Genomic DNA, 16989 nt, shown 5'->3' with positions numbered 1-16989 from the left:
CTACGCCCGGACCTCGAGCGGGTACCGCCGCCGCAGGACCAGCCGCTGGCCCAGGGTCCACGCCACCGTCACCAGCAGGTAGAGCCCCGCGGCGAGCGGCACGAAGCACGCGATCACGGCCGTCACGAACTGCAGCGCACCGAGCGCGCGCTTCCCGCGCGGCCCGGCGAGCGGGTGGGGTGGGCCGGCCGGGGAGGCCGACGTCGCGACCGGCGCCGCGGGCGCGGCCAGCGGGCCGCCCGGCAGCGTCGCCCGCCGCGTCAGCTCACCCACGAGCGCGACGGCGAGCACGAGCGCCCCGAGCACGGCGATCGTCGAGAGGGCGGCCGCGCCGCCGGAGATCGCGCCGACGAGGCTCGACCCGAGCGGCACGCCCAAGAAGGTGTGGCCGAGCAGCGCGTTCCCGTGCCCGGCGATCTGCCCATGGATGAACAGCGCGTAGATGACGCCGACGACGGGCGCCTGGAGCAGCATCGGCAGGCAGCCGGCGAACGGGCTCGTGCCCTCGTCGGCGTAGAGCTGCACCGTCGCGCGCTGCAGCTTCTCGGGGTCGTTCCGGTGGCGGCGCTGCAGCTCGGCGAGCCGGGGCGCGAGGCGCGCCCGGGTGCGCTCGCCCTTGGCCTGCGAGATGCCGACGGGGATCAGGACGGCACGCACGGCCAGCGTGACGGCGACGACGGCGACCGCGGCGGCGGTGACGCCCAGGGCGGGTTCGAGCAGGTGCGACAGCGCCATCAGGGCGCGGTAGGCCGTGTCGAGCACGGCGGCGACGGGCGGGAAGGCAAACAGGTCCATGGTGGTGTCCTCGGTCGAACGGCTGGGTACGCGTTCGCCGATCACCCCGGGGGGACGAGGCAGGGCACGCTGCGCGTGCGCGCAGCGCCGACGGTCGGGCGTCGAAGGTCAGGTGTCCCGGGCCGGGCGATCAGCCGAGGACGGCGCCTGGCGCCCTGGGCCGCGGCCGGCCGGGGGCATGGGGGTCGCTCTGGGAGACGAACGGGCGCTCGTCGACGTCGTGCCGCGTGCGGTGGGCCCCCACCGGCGCCACGCCGAGCGAGGCGGCCGTCGTCGCGCGGGCGACGAACGCCAGCGCGACCGCCGCCAGGGTGGTCGCCCCGACCAGGACGAGCACCGTCGTCAGGGTCTGCGTGCCGAGCAGGAGCGCGAGCGACGCGGTCGCGTCGCGCACCAGCGCGAGCAGGGGGTCGCCCACCCCGTCTCCCCTCGTCGCGCACGGCCGAAGTGGGCGGCCGTGCCACCTCACGATTGCCCCCGGGGGGCGCATCGCCGTGCCCCGGCAAGCCTCGCCACCGGGGGTTGCGAGGACCCGGTGGCGGCGTCTACTGGAAGTGCTCGCCGGACGCCGGGGAGCGGCGGCGAGTCGCCCAGAGAACACAAGGAAGTGTTTCGCATGACTCCCTCGCGAACGCACCGGTCGCTACGAGCAGCGGCCCTCAGCATCACGTGCGCCGTCGGTCTGCTCCTCCCCCTCGGGGCAACAGCCACGGCAGACCAGGCCGCTCGAACGGCCTCTCCATCGCCCTCCTCCACTGCCCAGCTCCAGCGAGGTTCCTCCTCGCACGGCCAGAGATGGTGGGACGACTCGCGGTCCGCGGACCGTCGCGCCCGGGCACTCCTGCGGCAGATGACCGTCGAGGAGAAGGTCGACATGCTGCACGGGGAGCTCAACAACTTCTACGGCTTCTACAACGCCCCCATCGAGCGGCTCGGGATCCCGGCCCTCACGATGGCCGACGGCCCCGCCGGCGTGCGGATCGCCAACCCCGGCGTCAACGACCAACGGGCCACCGAGCTGCCCTCGCCGCTCGCACTGGCCGCCACGTGGGACACCGACCTCGCCGAGGAGTACGGCCTGCGCGCCGGCGACGAGGCGCACCGCACGGGCCACAACGTGCTGCTCGCGCCCGCGATGGACATCGCGCGCGTCTCGCTGGCGGGCCGGGCCTTCGAGGCGTTCGGCGAGGACCCGCTGGTCTCGGGCCTGATGGGCGCCGCCATCACCCGCGGCATCCAGGAGAACCCCGTCGTCGCGGACATCAAGCACTACAACGTCTACACGCAGGAGGCCAACCGCCTCCTCGGTGGCAACGCCGTGCTCGACGAGCGGACGCTGCAGGAGATCTACACCCGTCCCTTCGACATCGCGATCGACAAGGCCCACCCGGGCTCCGCGATGTGCTCCTTCAACAAGGTGAACGGCGCGTTCGCGTGCGAGAACGACGTGCTGCTCAACGAGATCCTCAAGGTCCAGCTCGAGTTCGAGGGCTGGCTCATGAGCGACTACGGCGCCACCCACAGCACGGAGGCGTCCATCCAGGGCGGGCTGGACCAGGAGATGCCCGGCAACTACGGCGGGAACGACTGCTTCTTCTGCGCGCCGCTGGTCGACGCGGTGAGCTCCGGGCAGGTGCCCATGTCCCGGATCGACGACGCCGTGCTGCGCATCCTGCGACCGATGTTCGGTCTCGGGCTCTTCGACGAGCCCCCGACCGTCCGACCGCTGCCGGAGGAGGAGAACGGCAGCTTCGCGCGCGAGGTCTCCGAGCAGGCCAGCGTGCTGCTGAAGAACGACGGTCCGATCCTGCCCCTGGACGACGAGGACTCGATCGCCGTCATCGGGACGGACGCCGACGCGACCGTCCAGGGCGGGGGGAGCTCCCAGGTCCTGCCGACATACTCCGTGAGCCCCCTCGACGGGATCGCTGACCGTGCCGCCGGCGCGACCGTGACCCACGTCCCGGGGACCGACCCCGTGACCTCTACGGCGCTGCTGGCGGGTCCCGACCCCATCCCGTCCGACGTCCTCACCTCCGCCGGCGACGGCGCACCGGGGTTCCGGGTCGAGTACTTCGCGAACCCGGACCTGTCCGGGGCTCCGGCGCTCGACCGGACCGAGCCGTACGCGGGCATCAACGGCGGCTTCTACTTCAACCCGGGCTTCAACTCCGCGTCGCCGCACTTCCCGACGCAGACCAACGACAACACGTCGTCGATCCGGTGGACGGGAACGCTCACCGCACCGGTGGACGGGAGCTATCAGCTCTCGGTCACCTCGAACGGCACGTCGACCGTCTACCTCGACGACGTCGCCGTGCTCACGACGGAGCCGACGGCGGACCCGCTGTCCGCCAACATCTCCACGGCCGACGTGACGCTCGAGGCGGGCGCGCAGTACGACGTGCGCGCCGAGTTCGCGATCGGAGCGTCCGGCACCGACTCCGGCGCCGCATTCAAGCTGGGCTGGGTTCCCCCCGAGGGCTTCGTCCAGCCGGGCATCACCGACGCGGCAGAGACCGCGGCGGACGCGGACGCCGCGGTCGTGGTGGTGCGCGACTACTCCACCGAGGGTGGGGACCGCCCCACGCTCGACCTGCCGAACGACCAGGCCGAGCTCATCCGTCAGGTCGCGGCGGCCAACTCCCGCACGGTGGTGGTCGTCACGGCGGGTGCCGCGGTCCAGACCTCCGACTGGGAGGACGCCGTCCCCGCTGTGCTGCACAACTGGTACGGCGGCCAGGAGCAGGGCAACGCCATCGCGCGGCTCCTGTTCGGCGATGTCAACCCCTCCGGGAAGCTGCCCGTGACCATCCCCGTCGACGAGCAGTCCACACCGGTCAGCAGCCCCGAGCAGTACCCCGGCGACGGTCTCGACCAGCAGTTCACCGAGGGCATCTTCGTCGGGTACCGGGGTTACGAGGCGCTCGGCATCCAGCCGAGCTATCCGTTCGGGCACGGCCTGTCGTACACGACGTTCGACTACAGCAGGCTGCGCACGGCAATGGACCACCACGGCGGCACGAGGCACCGGGACAAGGACGTTGCGGTCTCCGTCCGGGTGCGCAACACGGGCGAGGTGAAGGGCACCGAGACCGTCCAGGTGTATGTCGGTGAGCTGCCCACGCAGCGCGTCGACACTGCGCCGCTGGCCCTCGCCGGATGGCGCGAGATCACCCTCCGGCCGGGCGAGCGTCGGACGGTCACCGTCACGCTCGACCCGGAGTCCCTCGCGTACTGGGACGTCGACCGTGACCGGTGGACCACGCCGCGCGGCACCGTCCCGGTCTACGTCGGCTCGTCGTCGACGGACATCCGCGAGACGGGCGAGATCCGCGTCGGCAAGCGGTGGGGAGGGTGGCACGGCGGCGGGCGCTGACACCTGACCGTCGCACGACGAGAGGAGAACATCGACGAGGGCGCCGTCGTCACGACGGCGCCCTCGTCGCCGGGCACCCCTCCGCCGCGCCGACGACGACGGTGTCCGTCATCCGCTGGAAGGCGGCCCGCTCGTCGTCGGAGAGCCGGTCGAGCATCGCGTCGAGGGCGGCGGTGACGTCGGTCCGGAACACGGCGAACGCCGAGGCTCCGGCGTCAGTCAGCGCGACGTCGACCGAGCGGCGGTCGCCCGGGACGGCTCGGCGCTCCACCAGCGAGCGCCGCTCCGCGCGGTCGACCAGCCCGGTGAGCGCGGCCTTCTCCACGGCCAGGTGCCGGCCCAGGTCGGCCATCCGCAGCGGGCCCTCGGCGGCCAGGACGTACAGCATCCGGCTCTGGGCGGGGGTGAGCTCGTACCGTTCGGCGACGCCGCCGACCGTCGCCTTGACCAGGAGGGCGAGCTCGACCAGCGCCGGGAGCGGGTCGGCGCCGGGCCGGCAGGGATCCTTGCGGCCGGTCGTCTCGCTCACCGGGCCAACGGTACACACCACAGATAGTTCGTGCCCTGTACAGTCGTCAGCGCGTACGGACGGACGACCGACGACGGAGGAAACGATGACCTTCACCCACCCCCAGGGCACCCGCGGCGCACGGCAGCCGCGCGGGCGTCTCCTCGCCTGGATGAACCGGCGCATGGCGAACCGGATCCGCTCCAAGGGCGGCAAGGCCGGCGGCGGGGACGCGCTGGCGCTGACGACGATCGGCCGCAGGAGCGGCGAGGAGCGGACCGTCCCGGTCGCGTCGTTCCCGGGTGAGGACGACACCTGGATCATCGTGGCCTCCGCCGGCGGCGCGCCGAAGAACCCCGCCTGGTACAACAACCTGGCCGCCCACCCCGACCGCGTGACGATCGAGGTGGCGGGCGAGAAGATCCCCGTCTCGGCGACCCAGCTGCACGGCGAGGAGCGCGCCGCCGTCTGGACGACGATCAAGGCGACGGCGCCCGGGTTCGCCCGGTACGAGGAGAAGACGGACCGCGAGCTGCCCGTCATCCGCCTCGCCCGGCGCTGACGCGCACGACCACGAGGCTGTGCAAGGTATCGGAGCGACGATGAAGGCAGCACAGTTCCACCAGTTCGGGGGCCCGGACGTCCTCGAGATCGTCGACCTCCCCGACCCGCACCCGGCCCCCGGCGAGGTCCGGGTCGCGGTGCGCGCGGCGGGCGTCAACGCGAGCGACTGGAAGAGGCGCCAGGGCGAGATGGACGAGGAGCTGCCGCAGACGCTGGGCTACGAGGCCGCCGGGGTGGTCGACGAGCTCGGCGAGGGCGTGACGGACGTGGCCGTCGGCGACCGGGCGTTCGGCTTCTCCTCCGACGGTGCGGCCCAGGCCGAGCTCGCGGTGCTGTCCAGCTATGCCCGGATCCCTCCGCCGCTCGACTTCCCCGCGGCCGCCGCGCTGCCGGCCGCCATCGAGACCGCCACGCGCGCGCTCGACCAGCTCGGCGTCGTCGAGGGAAGCACGCTGCTCGTCAACGGCGCCTCCGGGACCGTCGGCAGCGCCGCCGTCCAGCTCGCGGTGGCGCGCGGCGCGCACGTCATCGGTTCCGCCGGCGCGACGAACCAGGACTACCTCCGCGCCCTGGGCGCCCGGCCCGTCACCTACGGCGACGGGTTCGTCGAGCGGGTGCGCGCGCTCTCGCCCGGCGGCGTCGACCTGGCGCTGGACGCCGCCGGCAGCGGCGTCCTGCCCGAGCTCATCGGGCTCGCCGGCGGCCCGGAGCGAGTCGTGACGATCGCCGACTTCCGCGGCGCGCAGGAGCACGGCGTGCGGTTCAGCCGCGGCGACACCGGCCGGGCGCTCCACGTGCTCGCCGAGATCGGCGAGCTGATCGAGTCCCGTCGCTTCGCGCTCCCGGTCGCGCGGACCTTCCCGCTCACCGAGGTCGCGGAGGCGCACCGCCAGGGCGAGGGCGGTCGCGTGCGCGGCAAGGTCGTGCTGGTCGTCGACGCTGCCTGACCAGGGGATCGGCGGCGAGGATCGATCGTCCCGGCGCCGTGGCCCGGCTTCCCGATAGCCCGAGCGATTTGCGTCGCCTCGTAGCATCGGGGGCGTGCGCGTGCTGATCGTCGAGGACGAGCCCGACCTGGCCGAGGCCGTCCGCGACGGCCTGCGCCTGGAAGCGATCGCTGCCGACACCGCCGGCGACGGCCGCACCGCCCTGGAAATGCTGAGCATCATCGCCTACGACATCGCCGTCCTCGACCGCGACGTCCCCGGCCCCTCCGGCGACGAGATCGCCGAGCGCATCGTCGCGTCTGGCAGCGGCATGCCGATCCTCATGCTCACCGCCGCCGACCGTCTCGACGACAAGGCCTCCGGGTTCGAGCTCGGCGCCGACGACTACCTCACCAAGCCGTTCGCGCTGCGCGAGCTCGTGCTCCGGCTCCGGGCGCTCGACCGTCGCCGCGCCCACATCAGGCCGCCCGTGCGGGAAATCGCCGGCGTGCGCCTGGACCCGTTCCGCCGCGAGGTCTATCGCGACGGCCGGTACGTCGCGCTGACCAGGAAGCAGTTCGCCGTGTTCGAGGTCCTCGTCGGCGCCGAGGGCGGTGTCGTCAGCACCGAGCAGCTCCTCGAGCGGGCCTGGGACGAGGACACCGACCCGTTCACCAACGCCGTGCGCATCACCGTCTCGGCGCTGCGCAAGCGGCTCGGGAAGCCGTGGGTCATCGCCACCGTGCCCGGCGTCGGCTACCGCATCGAGACCGGGCCGGCCGGAGACGACGACGGCGGACATGGCTAGGGCCTCCGGGCCGAGCGTCCGGCTCAAGTTCACCCTCAGCTACGCCGCGTTCCTCATGGTCGCCGGCGCGCTGCTCCTCACGGTCGTGTGGGTGTTCCTCCTGCGCTACGTGCCCGACGGCGAGATCAGGACTCTCGGCCGGTTCGTCCCCAACCGATCCGACCTGACGGCGGCCTTCGCCCCGCGGGTGGGCTGGGCGTTGGTCGCCCTGCTGGTCTTCGGCCTGCTGGGCGGCTGGATCCTCGCCGGTCGCATGCTCGCCCCGCTGACGCGCATCACGGGCGCCACGCACACGGCCACGACGGGGTCGCTCTCCCACCGCATCCGGCTGCCGGGCACCAACGACGAGTTCCGCGAGCTCGCCGACGCCTTCGACACCATGCTGGCGCGGCTGGAGGCGCAGGTGGCCGAGCAGCGGAGGTTCGCGGCCAACGCCTCCCACGAGCTGCGCACGCCGCTGGCGATCACGCAGACCCTGCTCGACGTCGCCCGCCACGACCCCGATCGCGACACCGACGAGCTCATCGAACGACTCACCGCCGTCAGCACCCGGGCGATCGGCCTCACCGAGGCCCTGCTGCTGCTCAGCCGCGCCGACCAGCGGGCGTTCACCCGCGAGCGAGTCGACCTGTCGCTCCTCGCGGAAGAGGCCGCCGAGACGCTCCTCCCCCTCGCGGAGAAGCGGGGCATCACCCTCGAGACCTCCGGCGAAGTCACCCCGGCATTCGGGTCCGAGGCGCTCCTGCTGCAGCTCACCACGAACCTCGTGCACAACGGGATCGTCCACAACGTCCCCGCCGGCGGTACCGTGCGGGTCAACACCACGACCCGCGCCGCCGAGGTCGTGCTCACCGTCGAGAACACCGGCGAGAGGCTCGCCCCGGGCCTGGTATCGACGCTCACCGAGCCGTTCCAGCGCGGCACCGAGCGCATCCACGGTGACCAGGCCGGCGTCGGCCTCGGGCTGGCGATCGTCAAGAGCATTACCCGGGCGCACGACGGGGCACTCTTCCTCATCGCCCGGGACGGCGGCGGGCTCCGGGTCTCGGTGCACCTGCCCGCCGCGCCGTGAACCGCCCGACGCAGGATCAGCTGCGGTTCCGCCGACCGCCAGAGCTTCTCAGGATTTCTCGAGAACGCCGTCGTCGTCATTCCAGGAGGGCCGCGGCCAGTGTCCGTTCCGCCCAATCGCGATACCTGCGGAGCGACCAGCCCGCCTGCACGACCAGCGCCTCGTAGGTCGCGGGCGAGCCGATGGACCAGACGACGGCGCCCACCGCGTCCGCGTCCAGACCGGCGCGCAGGCGGCCGCGCTCGCGCAGCAGCGTCTCGACCTGTCGGTACCGTTCCAGCCGCTGCTGGCCGCGACGCTTCCGCAGCTCGGCGATCTGCGGGTCGACCGCCGCCCCCTGGTCGATGATGCGGTTCACGGGCATGGTGCGCGGGTTCACCTCCGCGAACCAGTCGGCCAGCGCATCGACCGCCGACGCCGCGTCGACCGCGGCATCGAGCCGTTCGCCGAGGAACTCCAGCACCGGTCGACCCTCCGGGCCGGACGCGCTTCGATCGAGCACGGCCGAGAGCACCGCGGCCTTGTCCCCCACCGTGTTGTAGACGGTCTGCACGGCCGCGCCCGCCTCGCGCGAGATCGCGCCGATCGTCGTCGCGACGTACCCGTCCCGGCGGAACAGACGATCGGCGGCCTCGACGACGGCCTCCCGCGTGGCGGCCCGCTGGGCCTGCCGACGGTTCGGGGGTCTTGTGGGCGTCGACGGCATGGACGTAGAATAGCATTCCACTGAATTGACGATGATTCTAAGTTGGTGGCGCGATGGAGACCGACGTCCTGGTCATCGGGGCCGGCCAGTGCGGCCTGACCCTGAGCCGCGACCTGCGGCGGCGAGGGATCCCGCACGAGGTGCTCGACGCGCGCGCCGCCCCCGGCGACGCGTGGCGGGAGCGCTGGGACTCCTTGCGGCTGTTCACACCCGCCCGCTTCGACGGCCTGCCCGGGCTGCCGTACCCGGCACCACCCCGGGCGCGCCCCACCGCCACGGAGTTCGCCGACTACCTCGACGGGTACGCCGAGCGCTTCGACGTCCCCCTGCACCCGCGCACGCGGGTCACGCGCCTGACGGCGGTGCTCGGCGGCGGGTTCTCCGCAGCCACCGACGCGGCCACCGACGGGGCGACGTGGCGGGCCCGGCGCGTCGTCGTCGCCACCGGCGGGGACGGCACCGCACGGGTCCCGCCCCAGGCCGCCGAGCTCGACGGCGCGATCGTGCAGCTGCACACCTCGCGGTATCGGCGGCCGGACGACCTGCCCGAGGGGCACGTCCTCGTCGTCGGGTGCGGCACCTCCGGCCTGCAGCTCGGCCTCGAGCTCGCCCACGCGGGGCGGCGCGTCACCGTGGCGGGGACGCCGACGACGGCGATCCCCCGCCCGCTCCTGGCCGTCGCCGGCGGGGCCTGGTTCGCCTTCCTGCATCGGATGCTCACGCGCGCCACCCCCCTCGGCCGCAGGGCCGCGCCACGGATGCTGACCTCGGGCGCCCCGCTGATCGGCATCAGTCCCCGGCTCCTCGACCACGCCGGCGCCGAGCGCCGCCCGCGCCTGACCGGCGTGGCGGACGGGAAGCCGCTGCTCGCCGACGGTCGCGTGCTCGACGTCGGCGCCGTGCTCTGGGCCACCGGATACCGGCCCGCGTTCGGGTGGATCGACGACCTGCCCCTGGACGAGCTCGGCCTCCCCCGGCACGAGCGCGGCGTCTCCACGACGATCGACGGCCTGGCCTTCCTGGGGCTGCCGTTCCAGTACGGCCTCACGTCCACGCTCATCGGCGGCGCGGGCCGGGACGCCGGTTTCCTCGCGGCGGCGCTGGCGGCACCTAGAGCAGCAGCAGGTTCAGCCTGACCAGGGTCAGGAAGTCGGCACCGAGCGCCCTGAGCGCCGCGGCGATCATCTCCAGCCCGCCAGATGCCGGACGAAGAACCTGCCCGCGTCCTCCCCCGCGTGCGCCGGGACGCCGGTGTGCCCGCCCACATTGGCCTGCAGCGTCTTCTCCTGGGAGCCGAAAGCGTCGAACAGGTCCAGCGCCTGCTGCCGGTCGTTCCATTCGTCGTCCCACTGCAGCAGGACGTGCACGGGGATCGTGACCTGACGGGCCTCGTCGAGGATCGCGTGGGGCACGAAGCTCCCGGCGTACAGACCGGCGGCCGCGATGCGCGGCTCGACCAGCGCCAGCCGGACCCCGACGGCGATCACCCCGCCCGAGTACCCGACCCGGCCGCCGATCTCGGGCAGTGCCAGGAGTGCGTCCAGGGTGGCCTGCCACTCCGGGACCGCCTGCTCGACCAGCGGAAGGACCAGCCGGTCGACGACGTCGTCGTCGACCGGCTCACCGGCCGCGAGCGCCCGGCGGAGGTCGGCGCGGGCCTGCTCGGCGTCGGCCGATGGGGGCCGGTCGCCGCTGCCCGGGCCCTCGATCGTGGCGGTGGCGAACCCGTCCGCCGCGGCGTGCCGGGCCCGGCCCGCCAGCCGGGGGTACATCCTGCTCGTCCCGCCGGGATGGCCGAGCAGGATCAGCGGCACCGGTGCGGCTGCGGAGGCGGATGCGGGCGTCCACAGGATGCCGGGGATCTCGCCGAGGGTGAACTCGCGTTCGAGGACGTCGTCGTCGAGGCGCTGTTCGGAGGTGAAGTGCATGGTCGTGCCTTTCGGGAGTGCTCGTGGACGGCGCTCCCGGACGACCTATCGCCCGACCGTGACCCCGGAGGGGAGCACCCATGTCGTTACTGCGTTCACGGGTACCACCTCCTCGTCCTCTCGCACGGCCTCCGGAAAGCTAGCAGTGGTCACCACGGCCCGGCAACGCATTTCTGACGTTGCTCACCGCGCCGTCGGCCCTCACATCCGGTCGGTGACAACCGCGGCGGCGTACACAACGCGCTCACCACACCCGTGGTCGACGTCGAGGCGGCTGAAGGCACGGGCCAGTACACCGTGGTCGACCTCCATGGCACCGACCGGGACGCGGCGTTCAGCAAGGCATTGCGCCTCAACCCTGGATGGCTGCGTTTCCGAGCCCGCGCTGGAGGTCCGGTCACCGTGCTTCGACTGACTCCGGGCAGGCCCTCCTCCACCCGGGTCACGATGGCATGATCCGTCGTATGGACATGCCATACCTGGCGCGAGCGATCGACGCGACGACCGCCATTGCCGTCTCCCTGGGTCTACCGGCTGACGACGTGACCGTTCTCCACAACTCCAACAAGCTCGCACTGCACCTGAAGCCGTGTGGGGTGATGGCTCGGGTCGCTCGTGTCGGACAGGAGGTCGCGCAGCTGGAGGTCGCGCTTGCTCGACAGCTCGCCGACCTCGGGGCTCCCGTCGGCGCCCTGGAGCCTCGGGTGGACCCGCTGGTCTACACCCGCGACGGCTTCGCGGTGACACTGTGGGTGTACTACGAGCCGGTGACGCCTACGGTCGCCCCGGGCGAATACGCCCAGGCGTTGGAACGCCTGCACGCCGGGATGCGCGGCGTCGAAGGCACGTTCCCACCCTTCACCGATCGGATCGCCGAGGCGGAACGGATAGTTGCCGAGCCGGACCTTTCCCCTGAGCTATCCGACGTCGAGCGTGCGTTCCTCGGCAGCAGGCTCCGATGGTTGCACGAGGCGATCGATGAGAACGGGCGCGAGCAGCTGCTCCACGGTGAGCCCCATCCAGGCAACATCCTGAGCACGCGCGACGGTCCGCTCTTCATCGATTTCGAGACGTGCTGCCGCGGACCCGTGGAGTTCGACCTTGCTCACGTCCCCGAAGAGGTCTCCGAGCGCTACCGGGGTATCGACCACGAGCTCCTCGACCACTGCCGTCAGCTCGTGCTTGCCATGGTTGCAGCGTGGCGTTGGGAGAAGGGGGACCAGTTCCCGAACGGGCTGCAATTCGGGGAGGAGCTCCTCCGTCTGCTGCATGCGGGACCCCCCTGGCCCACCCTCGACGCCGTGGTCGAGCGACTGGGTGCTCCGCCCCGGGTCTGATGGAGGCTTGCCGACGTCCGGTCGACTGAGGCTGCCCACAGGATCGTCGACTCAGGCAACCCCCAACAGACCGGCGAGGTAGGTGCCGAGCCCCTCCAGGGCCGCCTGCAGCGCCTCCGGCGAGTACCGCCCCTCTGAGGCTCAGGGTCGAGGCGAAGCTCAGCGCGGCCTCGGGCTCGTCGAGGCAGAACAGGCCCGGCCCGTCGAACCGGGACTCGAGACGGCGAGGAAGGACTCGCCGTAGCTCATCTCGTGGAACACCGGGTCGCTCGGGCCCGGGTGCTCCTCGAGGAACGTTTACCAGCCGTGCATCGTCTCGGCGCGCAGGAGAAGCCCCGCCGCCCCGACCCGACCCCGCGCTGCAGCCGCACGGCATGGTGCAGCGGTGACTCGGAGTCGCGGGTCGGGTGCCGTCCGTGCGCGGTGCCGCCCTCGGGCGAGAGGCCAAGGCGACCGCCACGGCCTCCACGAGCGTCGACTTGCCGCTGCCGTTCTCCCCGACCAGGAACGTCACGCCCGGCGCGAGCTCGAGCCCGCCGCGCAGCACCTGTTCGACGGCGGGAATGGTACGCGACCACACGCCTGCGGGTAGTGGGCGCTCGGCGTCCGGCGCGATCCGGACCACGGGCGGCTGCGAGAAGTCCACGTGGGCATCATGCCGCGCGGCGCCCGGACGGAGCCTGTGCACTGGCCGGGCTCGTGCTTGCGGCCCACCGCGCCGGCTGCGGCGTTGACCCGTCGTCCGTCCTTCACTAACCTCACAACCTGATTAAATTCTGATCTCGAATCATCACGCATCATCAGACAGAGGAGTCCAAGCCCCATGTCAGACAACGGTGTCATCCGCGCGGGAGTCGTCGGCCTCGGCTGGGCGGGCCAACAGCACATGGCCGCCTATCACGAGGCAGCGGGTGTCGAGCTCGTGGCCGTCGCGGGCAAGGAGGCCGACGCTCGCACCGCCCTCGCGGAGCAGTACGGCGTCGCCACCTACGAGAACTGGGAGGAGCTCGTCACGAGGGGCGACCTCGACATCGTGAGCGTCGCGGTGCCGACGTTCCTGCACGCGCCGATCAGCATCGGCGCGCTCCGCGCAGGAGCCCACGTGCTGTGCGAGAAGCCCATCGCGCGGACCGCGGCGGAGGGGCAGGCCATGGTCGATGCCGCGCGCGAGGCGGGCCGCGTCTTGGAGATCACCTTCAACCACCGTCGCCGCGGCGACGTCGAGGCCATCCGTGCCGCCGTCGACGACGGCACCATCGGCCACCCGTACCACGCCAGGGCGATGTGGCTGCGCCGGGCTGGTATCCCTGCGCTGGGCAGCTGGTTCACCAACGCCGAGATGGCCGGCGGCGGCCCGCTCGTGGACCTCGGCGTCCACGTCCTCGACTGGACGCTGCACCTGATGGGCGAGCCCCGCGTGACCGCGGTGTCCGCCGTCACCCACGCCGAGCTCGGCCCCCGCGGCCTGGGCGGGTCGGGCGACGTCAAGCACGGCACCGGGTCGGCCTACGAGGTAGAGGACCTGGCCACCGCGCTGCTGCGCCTCGAGGGGGGCGGTTCCGTCGTGCTCGAGACGAGCTGGGCCACGCACCGGGCCACCCCCGACGAGTTCGGCATCACGCTGTACGGCACCGAGGGCGGCGCCGACCTGTCCGTCGTCGACTACGCGCCGGCGGGGCGCCTGACGATCTTCTCCGGTCACGGCGCAGACCAGCTCGACACCCCGGTCACCGCCGAGGCGGGGCGTGGACACGTCGCGGTCGTCGACACCTTCCTCGAGCACGTGCGCGATCCCCGGACCTGGGCCGAGCACGACGGCACCGTCGGGCTGAGCCGCGCGAAGATCGTGGACGCCGCCTACACCTCCGCGGCCGCGGGCCGCGAGGTCGCCCTGGACGAGAACCTGAACATCATCGGAGGTGCCGCGTGACCATTCGTGTGCTCGTGTGGAACGAGAACGTCCACGAGACGACCCAGCCGGAGATCCGGGCGATCTACCCCGACGGCATTCACGGCGCGATCGCCGCGGGACTGACCGACCTGCTGGGGGACGACGTCGAGGTGCGCACCGCGACGCTCGCCGACCCTGAGCACGGCCTCACCGAGGAGTCGCTCGCCGGCACCGACGTGCTGCTGTGGTGGGGGCACATGGCGCACGACCAGGTGGACGACGAGGTCGTCGCCCGGGTGCAGCGCCACGTGCTCGGCGGGTTGGGGCTGCTGGTGCTGCACTCGGGTCACTTCTCGAAGATCTTCATCCGCCTCATGGGGACCACGTGCTCGCTGGCCTGGCGCAACGACGCCGAGCGCGAGCTGGTGTGGACCACGGCCCCCGGCCACCCGATCGCCGCCGGCATCGAACAGCCGGTCGTCGTCGAGCACCAGGAGATGTACGGAGAGCACTTCGACATCCCCACCCCTGACGAGGTGGTGTTCATCAGCTCGTTCGAGGGCGGAGAGGTGTTCCGCTCCGGCGTGACGTTCACGCGCGGCCGCGGCCGGGTCTTCTACTTCAGCCCCGGCGACCAGGAGTACCCGGTCTACTTCCACCCGCAGATCCGCAGGGTGCTCGCGAACGCCGTGCGCTGGGCGGCCCCGACCGACGGGGAGCGCCTCGTGCCCGAGGTGACCAACCCCGCGCGCCACGACTGGCTGGCCCAGCCGGTCTGACACACAGGGCACGTCGGGACACGCGTACCGGGGCCGGTGCGCGCTTCGCTCACCGGCCCCAGTCGTGCAGCAACAGGCGGCAGTCAGCTCAGCGCGTCCAGCTCGTCGAGGGCGCGATGGCCGCGCTCGACCACCCCTGGGACGAGGTCGTGGTGCCCCTGGCGGATGGGAATCTCGAGCATGTGGAGGACCTGCGCCGCTGCGAGCACCGCCACCACCGCTCCGTCACGGACCAGGACATTGCTGGGGGTAGCGAGATCGGCGTGGACCATGTCAGGTGCCCCTGGCGGTGGTGGGGCGCCGGCACACACGAGCCACACGCGCCCGACCAAGGCCGACACCACGGAGGAATACTCCGGGAGCCTGGCCAGGGACTGGCGAAGACCCGACTGCTCCGGTGTCTCGTCGAGATCCGGCCCGGCGGGTCCCGGTTCCTGCCCGGTGGCGACCCGCCAGGCGTACGACCAGTGGTCGTAGGGCTCGGAGGCCTGGCCTGCCTGGAGCTCGATGATCTCCATCAGCTGCTCGATGAGGGACGGGGTCAGCTCGGGCGCGGGAGCCGCGTCGACGAAGTCCATCAGATGCCACACGTGTGTGGCCGTGGCCCCCACCCCGAGCCAGGCCGGGGTGGGATAGCCGCGCCCCCGCATGTGCTCGACCACACTCGCTGGGCCCGCAACGTCTCGTCCAGGTGGTCGGGGTGTGCCCGGGGCACTGCTTTGAGCACTGCGTCTGCCCTGCCGGCCCAGCTGGACGCGCACGGCGCCCCCGTTGACGCCCCCGGGGAGGCGACCGAGAAGAGTGACCTCTGCCCCGACCGCGCGGGCCACGTCGTCCAGGACCTCGGCGGCGGGAGTGCAGCACATGCACGGCACCCTACGGCCGAGCCGAGCGCTGAGGCCGTGCATGCCGCAGGATCACAGGGCGAGAGTCGGCTCCAGGCAGCTGATGACCTTGCCCTTCTCCCGGGCGTACGCGATCTCGCGGCGCGTCGCCGCCCCCACGTAGCCGCCTTCGCTCACCACACGAACCTTGTCCGCCAGGTCGATCCGCCTGAGGTGCAGCTCGCGCAGAGCCTCGCGCCTGGGTGGCGTCAGTTCCTCGCTGATCGCCTCGGGACCGAGCACGATCACGCCTCGGGCGGTCAGCCGTCGGCGCTCCGCTTCAAAGAGGGTCTGGAAGCGCAGCGAGCCGCACAGGCACACCACCTGGGGTCGTTCGCCGACGGCCACGTCCGCATCACCCTGCGGCATGAATCGCCCCGGTTTCGGTAGAGGCTTGGTTCATCTGGCTCCGGCCGTAACTTCGACCGGTTGCCTGGAGCGTAGTGGTGCTACCAGAACTTCTCCTCGAGCTCGACCGGGGGCACGAGTCCGATCTCGCCGTTCAGGCGCCGGTGGTTGAACCAATCGACGTACCGGACGCACGCTCAGCCGGCCCGCCCCACGGCGCATCACGACCATCCGCTGCCCCTTGACCGCGATCGCGTCCAACGCCATCCGCGCGGACCGCTCGCGCAGCTCCCCGCTGTACTTCTTCGGTGCCGCCAAGACTCTCATCCTTCCTGGATTGAGCGCCTCTACCGAACCCGGGGGATTCAGTACAGGCCGCCCGGTCAAATATGGAAGCGGCGACACGCCCGGCTCAAGAGCGCGCGTTCCGCTACACAGGTCACAGGCCTCGCGTGGAGTCCAGCCACTCGGCGGGGTTCCAGGAGACGATTGTCGCGCCGACCGGGGGCACCATGATGCGCGGGTCCTCGCTTTGAAGAAGGCACAGCATTCGCCGTCCGAACAGCATCGCGTAGCGCGAACTTCTCGCGTACACGTCGACGAGGGCGTGAGCCGCGGCCGGCTCCGCCGACGCAAACACGTTGTAGCCGGTGAGGACGAGAACGAGTCCGGCGGAGTCCGCTGGCACGCCGTAGTCACCGGACGCCACGTCGGAGAGACAGTCGTTGAGGGCGTCGAGGTTCCGGCCGAAGTAGGCTGGGAACTCCAGCGCTCCGGCGACGCCGTCGAGCATGGTGTTTCCATCAGCCCAGGAGCCGGCGTCCAGGCGGACGACGTGATAGTCGAGCGAGGCCAGCGTCGCACACGCCCTCTCGAGCACCGCGAGGTCACAGAAGAGACTGACGGGCCCGTTCCTCAGCAGGACGAGGTCGAGCTGTGGAGCGCGCTCCGCGGCGCTGTCGAAGTGAACCACCAGACGAGTATCTCGACAGAGAGGTGTTCTCACCAGGGACAGTGAGCTGATCGGCGCGACGGTGCGCTGACCTGCGGTTCGTCCGGCGGGT

At 72.0% G+C, this 16989-nt stretch carries 17 protein-coding genes and 1 pseudogene; 9 read left to right on the top strand and 9 right to left on the bottom strand.

What is annotated here, in order from left to right:
- Both AC1C2W_RS15545 and AC1C2W_RS15540 read right to left on the bottom strand, forming a co-directional pair.
- Window positions 1–795 (bottom strand): YidC/Oxa1 family membrane protein insertase, encoded by a 795-nt coding sequence (locus AC1C2W_RS15545; RefSeq protein ID WP_495413608.1) that lies wholly within the window; start codon window positions 793–795, stop codon window positions 1–3.
- A 130-nt stretch (window positions 796–925) separates the two neighbouring features.
- Window positions 926–1213 (bottom strand): DUF6412 domain-containing protein, encoded by a 288-nt coding sequence (locus AC1C2W_RS15540; protein WP_495390853.1) that lies wholly within the window; start codon window positions 1211–1213, stop codon window positions 926–928.
- Between the two features lie 432 nt (window positions 1214–1645).
- Between AC1C2W_RS15540 and AC1C2W_RS15535 the strand changes: the two genes are divergently transcribed.
- Entirely contained in the window at window positions 1646–4174 is a 2529-nt protein-coding gene (locus AC1C2W_RS15535; RefSeq protein WP_495413607.1) for a beta-glucosidase family protein, read from the top strand.
- Window positions 4175–4223: 49 nt separating this feature from the next.
- Here the strand turns inward: AC1C2W_RS15535 and AC1C2W_RS15530 are convergent, their stop codons facing one another.
- Window positions 4224–4703: a MarR family winged helix-turn-helix transcriptional regulator gene (locus AC1C2W_RS15530; RefSeq protein WP_495413606.1), complete on the bottom strand. Its 480-nt coding sequence runs from the start codon at window positions 4701–4703 to the stop codon at window positions 4224–4226.
- A gap of 85 nt (window positions 4704–4788) precedes the next feature.
- Here AC1C2W_RS15530 and AC1C2W_RS15525 point away from each other — a divergent pair, with 85 nt between their 5' ends.
- The 4 genes from AC1C2W_RS15525 (at window position 4789) to AC1C2W_RS15510 (ending at window position 8052) form a co-directional block, all read left to right on the top strand.
- Window positions 4789–5244: a nitroreductase/quinone reductase family protein gene (locus AC1C2W_RS15525; RefSeq protein ID WP_495390850.1), complete on the top strand. Its 456-nt coding sequence runs from the start codon at window positions 4789–4791 to the stop codon at window positions 5242–5244.
- Window positions 5245–5284: 40 nt separating this feature from the next.
- Window positions 5285–6193 (top strand): NADP-dependent oxidoreductase, encoded by a 909-nt coding sequence (locus tag AC1C2W_RS15520; protein ID WP_495413605.1) that lies wholly within the window; start codon window positions 5285–5287, stop codon window positions 6191–6193.
- Between the two features lie 94 nt (window positions 6194–6287).
- Entirely contained in the window at window positions 6288–6980 is a 693-nt protein-coding gene (locus AC1C2W_RS15515) for a response regulator transcription factor (protein ID WP_495390848.1), read from the top strand.
- A complete protein-coding gene (locus tag AC1C2W_RS15510) occupies window positions 6973–8052 on the top strand; it encodes a sensor histidine kinase (RefSeq protein WP_495390847.1) in 1080 nt (359 codons plus the stop codon). Before AC1C2W_RS15515 ends, AC1C2W_RS15510 begins: the two co-directional genes overlap by 8 nt.
- A 76-nt stretch (window positions 8053–8128) precedes the next feature.
- On the opposite strand, the gene AC1C2W_RS15505 is transcribed toward AC1C2W_RS15510, so the two are convergent.
- Window positions 8129–8758, bottom strand: coding sequence for a TetR/AcrR family transcriptional regulator (locus tag AC1C2W_RS15505; protein ID WP_495390846.1), 630 nt, complete (start codon window positions 8756–8758; stop codon window positions 8129–8131).
- Window positions 8759–8811: 53 nt separating this feature from the next.
- Between AC1C2W_RS15505 and AC1C2W_RS15500 the strand changes: the two genes are divergently transcribed.
- The gene (locus AC1C2W_RS15500) at window positions 8812–9894 is read left to right on the top strand and encodes a flavin-containing monooxygenase (protein ID WP_495413604.1); all 1083 of its coding nucleotides are present in this window, start codon (window positions 8812–8814) and stop codon (window positions 9892–9894) included.
- A 45-nt stretch (window positions 9895–9939) separates the two neighbouring features.
- Here AC1C2W_RS15500 and AC1C2W_RS15495 read toward each other — a convergent pair whose 3' ends face one another.
- A complete protein-coding gene (locus AC1C2W_RS15495; RefSeq protein ID WP_495390844.1) occupies window positions 9940–10686 on the bottom strand; it encodes a dienelactone hydrolase family protein in 747 nt (248 codons plus the stop codon).
- A gap of 464 nt (window positions 10687–11150) precedes the next feature.
- On the opposite strand from AC1C2W_RS15495, the gene AC1C2W_RS15490 reads away from it, so the two are divergent.
- Window positions 11151–12023, top strand: coding sequence for an aminoglycoside phosphotransferase family protein (locus tag AC1C2W_RS15490; protein WP_495413603.1), 873 nt, complete (start codon window positions 11151–11153; stop codon window positions 12021–12023).
- A 415-nt stretch (window positions 12024–12438) separates the two neighbouring features.
- Here the strand turns inward: AC1C2W_RS15490 and AC1C2W_RS15485 are convergent.
- A pseudogene (locus tag AC1C2W_RS15485) lies at window positions 12439–12570 on the bottom strand (AAA family ATPase); the annotation flags it as partial.
- A 276-nt stretch (window positions 12571–12846) separates the two neighbouring features.
- Between AC1C2W_RS15485 and AC1C2W_RS15480 the strand changes: the two are divergent.
- Both AC1C2W_RS15480 and AC1C2W_RS15475 read left to right on the top strand, forming a co-directional pair.
- Window positions 12847–13953 (top strand): Gfo/Idh/MocA family protein, encoded by a 1107-nt coding sequence (locus AC1C2W_RS15480; RefSeq protein ID WP_495413602.1) that lies wholly within the window; start codon window positions 12847–12849, stop codon window positions 13951–13953.
- Window positions 13950–14693, top strand: a complete 744-nt coding sequence (locus tag AC1C2W_RS15475) for a ThuA domain-containing protein (protein ID WP_495413601.1) — start codon at window positions 13950–13952, stop codon at window positions 14691–14693. Before AC1C2W_RS15480 ends, AC1C2W_RS15475 begins: the two co-directional genes overlap by 4 nt.
- Before the next feature lie 83 nt (window positions 14694–14776).
- Here AC1C2W_RS15475 and AC1C2W_RS15470 read toward each other — a convergent pair whose 3' ends face one another.
- The 3 genes from AC1C2W_RS15470 to AC1C2W_RS15460 all read right to left on the bottom strand — a co-directional run bounded on the left by AC1C2W_RS15470 (window position 14777) and on the right by AC1C2W_RS15460 (window position 16898).
- Window positions 14777–15271: a hypothetical protein gene (locus AC1C2W_RS15470; protein ID WP_495413600.1), complete on the bottom strand. Its 495-nt coding sequence runs from the start codon at window positions 15269–15271 to the stop codon at window positions 14777–14779.
- Window positions 15272–15610: 339 nt separating this feature from the next.
- A complete protein-coding gene (locus tag AC1C2W_RS15465; RefSeq protein ID WP_495413599.1) occupies window positions 15611–15925 on the bottom strand; it encodes a hypothetical protein in 315 nt (104 codons plus the stop codon).
- Between the two features lie 439 nt (window positions 15926–16364).
- Window positions 16365–16898, bottom strand: coding sequence for a barstar family protein (locus AC1C2W_RS15460; protein WP_495413598.1), 534 nt, complete (start codon window positions 16896–16898; stop codon window positions 16365–16367).
- Window positions 16899–16989: the final 91 nt, after the last annotated feature.

It is taken from the genome of Isoptericola sp. Y581 (genome assembly GCF_059445475.1).
Note: the sequence above shows the minus strand (reverse complement) of the source record. Positions and strands in the feature narration are given on the sequence as shown.